We start from the raw sequence: 288 nt of genomic DNA on the forward strand, positions 1-288 counted from the left end.
CAGGCGTGCAGTAGCCACACTGCAAAGCATTGCGTTCGCGAAATGCGGCCTGAAGATCGGCAATTTCACCGCTGTCAGACAGCCCTTCGATCGTCTCGACTGACGCGCCCTGCGCCTGCACCGTCAGCATCAGGCAGGAGCGAACGATCTCGCCATCAACCCTGACGGTGCAGGCGCCACAGACGCCGTGCTCACAACCAACGTGGGTTCCGGTCAGCTTGAGATGTTCCCGGATGAAGTCAGCAAGATTGAGCCGCGGCAAAACAACCGCATCGATGGGTTCGCCGT

1 protein-coding gene is annotated in these 288 nt (G+C 60.1%); it reads right to left on the reverse strand.

Annotated elements, in window-relative coordinates:
• The coding region (locus FNJ47_RS46950) for a (2Fe-2S)-binding protein (RefSeq protein WP_163163597.1) at positions 1 to 288 on the reverse strand (288 nt) is incomplete at both ends.

It is taken from the genome of Bradyrhizobium uaiense (assembly GCF_010811875.1).
Classification (GTDB): domain Bacteria; phylum Pseudomonadota; class Alphaproteobacteria; order Rhizobiales; family Xanthobacteraceae; genus Bradyrhizobium; species Bradyrhizobium uaiense.